This window comes from Verrucomicrobiia bacterium, assembly GCA_035577545.1.
In the GTDB taxonomy this organism is placed as follows: domain Bacteria; phylum Verrucomicrobiota; class Verrucomicrobiia; order Palsa-1439; family Palsa-1439; genus Palsa-1439.
Map to the genome: position 1 here is coordinate 196,314 of DATLVI010000024.1, position 7,964 is coordinate 204,277.

At 56.9% G+C, this 7,964-nt stretch carries 6 protein-coding genes; 4 read left to right on the top strand and 2 right to left on the bottom strand.

Annotation, left to right across the window (positions count from 1 at the left end; genetic code table 11):
• The first annotated feature begins 70 nt into the window (after positions 1 to 70).
• Complete coding sequence (locus VNL17_08675; protein HXI84148.1) at positions 71 to 532, top strand: hypothetical protein; 462 nt, start codon at positions 71 to 73, stop codon at positions 530 to 532.
• Positions 529 to 2,604 carry a hypothetical protein gene (locus VNL17_08680; protein ID HXI84149.1) on the top strand — a complete coding sequence of 692 codons (2,076 nt, stop codon included), beginning with the start codon at positions 529 to 531 and terminating at the stop codon, positions 2,602 to 2,604. Before VNL17_08675 ends, VNL17_08680 begins: the two co-directional genes overlap by 4 nt.
• Here the strand turns inward: VNL17_08680 and VNL17_08685 are convergent.
• On the bottom strand, positions 2,598 to 3,227 hold the full coding sequence (locus VNL17_08685; GenBank protein ID HXI84150.1) for a methyltransferase domain-containing protein: 630 nt from the start codon (positions 3,225 to 3,227) through the stop codon (positions 2,598 to 2,600). The two genes, VNL17_08680 and VNL17_08685, sit on opposite strands and share 7 nt — an antisense overlap.
• Positions 3,228 to 4,058: 831 nt before the next feature.
• Positions 4,059 to 4,994: a hypothetical protein gene (locus VNL17_08690; GenBank protein ID HXI84151.1), complete on the bottom strand. Its 936-nt coding sequence runs from the start codon at positions 4,992 to 4,994 to the stop codon at positions 4,059 to 4,061.
• 52 nt (positions 4,995 to 5,046) lie between these two features.
• On the opposite strand from VNL17_08690, the gene VNL17_08695 reads away from it, so the two are divergent.
• Both VNL17_08695 and VNL17_08700 read left to right on the top strand, forming a co-directional pair.
• On the top strand, positions 5,047 to 5,199 hold the full coding sequence (locus VNL17_08695) for a hypothetical protein (protein HXI84152.1): 153 nt from the start codon (positions 5,047 to 5,049) through the stop codon (positions 5,197 to 5,199).
• A 421-nt stretch (positions 5,200 to 5,620) separates the two neighbouring features.
• Positions 5,621 to 7,964, top strand: a 2,344-nt coding sequence (locus VNL17_08700; protein ID HXI84153.1) for a vitamin B12-dependent ribonucleotide reductase, incomplete at its 3' end; no start/stop codon positions are given.

Consider the following 7,964-nt stretch of genomic DNA (forward strand, 5'->3'; position numbering starts at 1 on the left):
ATAGATCCTTCCTGCACCCGTGGGAGCGGTTTGCAACCGCAAATTCTCTCTTTTCTGGTGGTGAACACTCATGAGCGTACTCGCAAACGGAACCGAGGACCTTCCACCGGGTCTCACGCCGGCCGCGGCCTACGCCCTGGTCAACACCGCGATCCAGAAGATCGCGCAGATGAACCTGTTGGACAAAGATGTGCCGTTCTTCGGGCTGGTGCGCGACAACCAGGTGCGCGGTACTTCGCAGATCGCCATCGAACGACTGATCACCGCTGTCGAGATCCGCGCCGAAAGCGCCGCCCCTGTAGGCAGCGCGCTGGTCGCGCAGCTCGTCGTCAACGGTAACGTCCAATCGCAGCAATACACGCTCAACGCCGGCAGTGCCTACGTGCTTCGATCCGTCACCGGCGATGGCAACGGCGGACCCGGCTCCGGCCTCGTAGTTCCCGCCAACCAGACGCTTGCCGTCAAGATCATCACCGCCAACCAGGCCGCCGATGTGGCCGTCACCATGAAATGCCAATTGAGGATTCTATGAAGCCGAGCAAACAACCCACTCAAATGATGCGAGACGCCGCGATGTTGTTCACGCGGCAACCGACACGCACTTTAACTACCGCACTTACCGTCCTTTCATTCTTCGTCATTCTGCATTCATCCTTCGCCGGCAACGTCTTTCCGTTCCGCATCATCAGCGGCAGTACAACCGCAGAGGTGGACGAGACACAATTTGGTGCGAGCGACATCACGCTCACAGTCACGAACTTGCCGGGCGGCGGCCGTCGAGCGAACATCGGCATTATCGGCGGCGGCGGTAGTGGCAGCGGCATCACCAACGTGCTCGATACCGCCGGCGGAACGTACGGTCTTGTCGGCCACACCAATCAGCCCACTTTGCTGATCAAGGGGCTGACCAACCAGACACCCGCGCTGATTACCATCACGGATTTCGGAACGATGCTCGGTTTCTCAGTCGCCACACAAAGCGGCTTCGGCTCGACCAACGCGTGGACCACCAACGGCCTGCCGTGGACTGTGTCCGACACGTTCGGTTTCTCCAACGCCTCATCGGTCGTGAACCTGGCATTCACCAATCTCGGCGGTGTGCCGACGATCTACCTCGTGCCCGACAGCACCATCGCGCGGACAGGGCAATCGCAAACCTGGAGCGCACCGCAGACATTGAATACCAGCGCGACCTTGACACTCAGCGCCCCAACCTGGTTCAAGAACAGCGTCACAGTCAGCGACAACGTCACCATTGTCAGTAACGCGGCGGTTGGCGGCAATGCGACGATAAGTGGAAACGTGAACGCCGGCAGCTTCACCGGCTCGATGGGCGGAGGGAATATCACCGGCAACCAGAGCATCGGGACAAACGTTCTCGCCGCGTTCGGCAGCAACACCGGCACCATCGGTAGCGCGGGGCAATTCCTTGTTGTGCACTTGAACTCGGCTGGCATTCCTGATGGTTGGAGCACGGTCACCGGCAACAGCCTCGCCACGTCCACCAATTCCATCAGCGCCGTGCAACTTGGCGGCTCCTGGAACAACGGCGTCATCGCGGCCAGCTTCAGCAATTTCAGCATCGCTACCATCAACGGCACCACCGTCACAGTCGGCTTCGCGTCGCTGCCCTTTGAGAACATCACCGTCCTCAATGGCACAACCAACTTCACCCTGCACGGATCAAGTTTGACGATATCAAATATCCTCTCTGACTACGGAGTAACGCTCACCAACCGAGGTATCGCCCAGATTGATCTCGGCGGTAAGATTAACATGATCTCCAACAGCGCGGGAATCTTCATCAAGGTTTCAGGGTCTGCGTCGGCGCATACCAACACGTTCGGTTCGAGCGATTCAGGCATCCAGACTTTCATCTTTCCTGTGAACGCCAGCGGCGTGCAATTTGGGCTGGACGCCACTGTCAATGGAGTCACTCCACAAGCGAAGCTGGTGGTGCAGGATGGCTCGAACCAGCAGTTCCTGGAATTCACGCGCGATGGGGCAAAGGCCGGGGCGCAGTTTATTTCGTTTTTGAACAGCTCGGCTGTCAATGGCCACGCATCATTCGGCCTAGAACCTTCTGGGAATGCCAACGGTGACAAGCTGTGCATTAACATTTCGACGGCGACTTCCGGAGGAGGTCTAATTATTGTCAATCAGGATGATAATTCCACCGGTCTTAGCGGCTACCAATTCTATGAGAATGATCCTCGGTTCCCGCGCATTCTGCTTGGCGACGGCAAAGCGCAGGTCAATACCAACACGCCGCATCTTCATGAGACGTACGCCAGCTACGGCAATTGGACAAATCAGGCTGGAAGACTGGATGGCGGCGCGCTGATCGTTATCGGATCAAACGAAAACTGGCTTGTGGCTTGTGGCCGCGCGATGGGATCGGTAAGCGGAACAAAGGACAAAGAGTATCCGACCAACCACGCCTCTGGGTTTCTTGCGGGCGGCTTGAGCACAGCCGCGAGCAATCAAACCTTCATGGTTGTGCGCGACCAGACCAATGGCCTCTGGTGCATCGGCGTGGACACCAACGGCGTCCTCGGCGCGTATAGAACCAATGACCTATCGACGACGGTGCTTACTTACTGATGAAACTTTCGCGAAAACGGAGCGAGTGCTCGGTTGGCCCATTCGGGCAGTAACGCAGTCACAGCGCATTTGAGAGCCTTTCCGCGAAGTCGAATTGTCATCGGACCCAACAAGGCGATGTAACTCCCACTGATTCGGAAGATCTGACCGAATCCGAGTCTCCGCAGGATTGCCGCGTCATACTGGGCGCGGTGCTCTTGGAGTGCATTCCCGTGAATCGCTTCCTGCGTTGGATGGCATACAGGGACCGAAATCAAGATGCTGCCTGTCCTTGTCCTCAACAGCGTGAGCAGTCTCTCGCCATCAGCGGGAGTGAGATGCTCAAACATGTCGATCATGATCGCGAGATTGTAACCACGCGTCATTTGGGCGGCGAAGTCCAGCGCGTTCGTCTCGAAAATGTTGTCGTAAATGGTTCGGTGAACTTCGGTGACATAGGGCGAGAATCCTTCTACACCGTCGATCCGTGCTTTCGGCAGATACTCTCTCAGCAGCACTCCGTACTTTCCACTCCCGCAACCAATATCCACGATGCTCTCGGGTCGCAGTTGAATGATAGCGTCGAGGATGAAGGAAATTTGCATGGGATTGCTGGTTGCGAACACGGCGTTTTGATCGGCCATGCCCATGATTCAACCAAAAAAACGGGGCTCGCGTCGAGAAGTTCTGTATGCATCAATAATATGTTAGATACGTTGATTATCTGCGGCCCGCTTGTGGTATGCTTGGTAGCCTCGTTCTACCTGGACTTTATTGCTGGCAAAGGCCCGCATTGAGAGGCGCATCCGCGAGGCAGTAGCGGAACCGCGATCACCTCATGCGCCAGCCTGGGTGCGGCCTATTCTTCGAGCGCTGACTCAGCCGGCGATGGTTTCTTGGCAACTGCCGGTGGAGGTTGAGCCGCGGCTCCTCGTCTCATTTTCCTGTCGTCCGCCTGCTTCACTCGCTGAATCAGCGCAGCGTCCAGACCTTCCGTCGGTGGCAAACCAAAACTGTGACCGCAGCAATAACACTGTTCCTTCGCTTTGTGATTCTCAGCCCCGCACTTCGGGCATTCCTGAAGACTCGGTTTGAAAGCGGGTTTGCGGCGTCCGATGAATTGTATAGCCACAATGGGGACGAGAAGTAACCCCGCCAAAAACATCAACAAGATAACGATTTCGCCGAGATTCACGATCATTGTCGTCGTATTTCCGACAGCGGCAGCACCCAAGGGCCATGACGGGCAGGGACGCTGTTCATTCTTTGTGCCCACACCGGCGGGAGTTGAAGACACACTTTACGGGCTGAAAGCCTATTAGCGACCATAGTGCAACAAATACCACCGTGTTAGTCGAGAGAATTCGAACGAAACGCGATAGCTGCAGTCGTCAATTCAACCCGGCACAAAGGCACGTCGTAAGAAACAACCGGCTATTCATCTGCCGAACCCAGCGCCGTCGACTCGCCCGTTCCTACCGGTGAAACCAATTTAATACTCGGGTGTACCAGGGAGGCGGTGGCTCGGGATCGGGCGGAGGAGTTTGTTGCTTCGGATGTGTGTCCTTCGCTGGCGCATTTTGAGTCGCGGTAGGCTTGGCTTGCCCCGGAGTTTCCGACGATTGTGCGCTCGCCACCTTAATATCCTGCTCCCGTTGTGGGATTTGCGTTTGAATATCTTTAATCTTCGCATCGAGAGACGTCAGCGTTCCCTGCTCCTGACCAATCTGCTGTTGGTAGAGCGTTACATCGCGCTGCAGTCGGATTTTTTCGGGATCGGGACCCGGACTCTGACCGGTCGTTGCTTCCTCGGTCCGCGGAGTGGTAACGCCCGCCGTCAGACGACCAGCCAAATCATGTCGTCCACCGGAACTTCCAGCGGTCCCAGCTTGTGCTGCGGCCAGTTTACTTTGTGTCGTCGCGATAGAGGCAGCGAGTTTGGCCCGCTGCGCCTCCAGGTCGGCAAGCTGGCTCTTGAGGGATTGCAACGCCTCTCGGGCCGCTCGCACCTTCTTTTCTTCGGGACTCATCCACGCGCCGGCAAACTTGACCTTGCTACTCGACACATTGCTCGCCTCCGCTTGCCAATCCTCGATTCGCTTGCTGATCTCCGCCGTATAGGTCGAGTTCGTATACTTTGCCTGGAATTTTTCAAAAGCGGCAATTCCCGTTGCGTACTGGTCTTTCGTCAGCTCCTGGTTGGGATTGAGCGCGTATTTCGCCAGGGACTCGTACGCCGCCTTCTCCTGCTTTTGCCCCATGCTCTCGCGGGTGATGGACCGGATGTCAGACTTATCCACCTGCCTCGTGGTGAAGATCGTGCCGCGGTAAAGGGACACTTCGATTGCGACCTGGGTCTCTGTTTCCGAGGTGATTTGCCCCTCCAGCACCTCGCCGGAATTCAGCGTCAAGGTATCGGCCCTGAGATGTAACGGATGTCCAAGAACGAACAGGCCTGCGAGAATGCAGAACAAATACCCGCAGGAAGTCCTGCCTCCTTTCACCATCGAACGTGTTCGCGGTATTCGCATCCGTTTCTCCGTCGGTGCGCAAATTCTTCTGCCGAAGCTCGCCACACGTTATTTTAGCAAGGGCCGTTCCGTCATCGCAAGGTGATTCGATTATCGCCTCGGTTCGAGATGGGTAAATGACCGTCAAAATGAAACGAATTCACATCCCACTTGCGACTCAAGTAAAATATTTTCCATTTCGAATTGAAAGAACTTGCGCCGGGAAAAGCACTCGCTAGAATCGCGACTCAGTTCACCGAGTTGGAGGGTGGTTTTTGAGGCGAGTGATACCACGGTGAAGGCGGATTCCAGTCGGGGCAGCAGTCGGCATTTTTTTCGATTGCTCAGAACCGATGATGGTCTGCGGGAGATTTACGCAAATTTGAAATATATTGGTTTGGGCGTACTTTTGACTTGTAACACTATATATGGGGTCATATAGTAAGACCCTCACTATTAGCAGTGGTTGTCGACGGAAGTGTTGCCGCTGTTAGTCGTTAACCGTTAGGTCGTTAAGGAGGGGTAACGTGATCAACTTGAAGCAGAGTGTGGGGGAACTTTCCGCGGGCAAGGGCAAACTGTCCCGCAAGGATTCGGAGATGGATATGCCGAGTTCAACCGACACCACAATCAAACGCGCCAAGCGCGGTGCTCAATCTCACGAACCCAGGAAAAATGGCGCGGTCGTGGCGCGCGTGTTCAGCCGTACGGACGTGAAGCCATTCGACGAGATCGAATGGGAGCAACGCACGGCGGAAATCACGGACGACACCGGACGCGTCATCTTCAAGCAGGAAAATGTTGAGGTTCCGAAGTTTTGGTCGATCCTTGCCACGAAAGTCGTCGTCTCGAAATACTTCTATGGCGAGAACGGAACCACCGCCCGCGAACACAGTGTCCGCCAGCTCGTCCACCGCGTCACGCGCACGATTGCTGATTGGGGCAAACGTGATGGCTATTTTGCCAGCGACAAGGATGTCGAGACCTTTTATGACGAGCTGACTTGGCTGTGTGTCAACCAGTACGGTTCCTTCAACTCGCCGGTCTGGTTCAATTGCGGCCTCTTCTCCCAATACGGCGTGGGCAAACACAGCGGGGCAGGGAACTTCTATTACGATACGGCCACCAAGGCCGTCAAACGCGCCTCGACACAGTACGAATACCCGCAATGCTCCGCCTGCTTCATTCAATCCATCGGCGACACGATGGAAGATATCATGGAACTTGCGCGCAGCGAGGCGATGCTCTTCAAGTACGGCAGCGGCACCGGCACGGATCTTTCGTCGCTGCGCAGTTCCCGCGAAAAACTCTCTGGCGGTGGCCGCCCCAGCGGCCCGCTGTCGTTCCTCAAGGTTTACGACGCGATCGCCAGCGTGGTTAAATCGGGCGGCAAGACGCGCCGTGCCGCGAAGATGAACACGCTGAAGGTTTGGCACCCGGACATCAAGGATTTCATCGAGGCCAAGCAGAACGAAGAACGCAAGGCGTGGGCGCTCATCGAGCAGGGATACGCGGGGGATTTCAACGGCGACGCCTATGGTTCCGTCTCCTTCCAAAATGAAAATCTCAGCGTGCGCGTCACTGACGAGTTCATGCGCGCGGTGCTCGACGACAAGGATTGGACGACCCATTGGGTCACGGACGCAAACAGGCCTGGTCCAACCTACAAGGCGCGTGAGCTGATGCGCGGCATCGCGGAGGGGACGTGGACCTGCGGCGATCCCGGCATGCAGTACGAAGACACCATTCAGCGCTGGCACACCTGTAAGAACACGGCGCCGATCAATTCCAGCAACCCGTGCAGTGAATATATGTTCCTCGACAACAGCGCCTGCAACCTTGCGTCGCTGAACCTGATGAAGTTCGTGCGCGCGGATGGCGTGTTCGATGTTGAGCGCTTCAAGGCGGCGGTGGAGATTTTCATTACCGCCCAGGAGATCCTCGTCGATAACGCGAGCTATCCCACGGAACAAATCGGGCTCAACAGCCACCTGTACCGCCCGCTCGGCCTCGGCTTCGCCAATCTCGGCTCCCTCAGCATGTCGATGGGCCTGCCCTACGACAGCGATGAAGGCCGGGGCCTGGCCGGTGCCATCACCGCCATCATGCACCTGCACGCGTACACGCAATCGGCGCGCATTGCCGAGAAGATTGGCGCGTTTGAAGGGTTTGCGAAGAATCGCGAGCCGATGTTGGAGGTCATGGAAATGCACCGCGATGCGGTGAAACGCATCCACTCCAGCTGCCCGGATTACCTGCGTAGCGCCGCGCAGCGTTGCGGCGATGAGGCCGTGGAACTGGGCCGGCGTTTCGGCTACCGCAATTCGCAGGTCACCGTCCTCGCGCCGACGGGCACCATCGCGTTCATGATGGATTGCGACACGACGGGCGTCGAGCCGGACATCGCGCTCGTGAAGTACAAGTTGCTGGCGGGCGGCGGCATGTTGAAGATTGTCAACCGCACGGTGCCGATGGCGCTAAAGAAACTCGGCTATACCGAGTCACAGGTGGTCGATATCGTGAAGTATATTGACGAAAACGACATGATCGAGGGCGCGCCGCACCTGCAGGAAAAGCATCTCGCCGTGTTCGATTGCGCGTTCAAGCCCGCAAAGGGCCGCCGCAGCATCCAATACATGGCGCATCTCAAGATGATGGCGGCCGCCCAGCCGTTCCTTAGCGGGGCGATTTCCAAGACGGTGAACATGCCGCAGGAGTCCACCGTGGAAGAGATCATGCACAGCTACAGTGAAGGCTGGAAACTCGGGTTGAAGGCTGTGGCGATCTATCGCGACGGCTCGAAACGCTCGCAGCCGCTCAACACGTCGCGGAACGGCGGCGACACACCCGCTGAAAAGGCCGCGAAGGAAG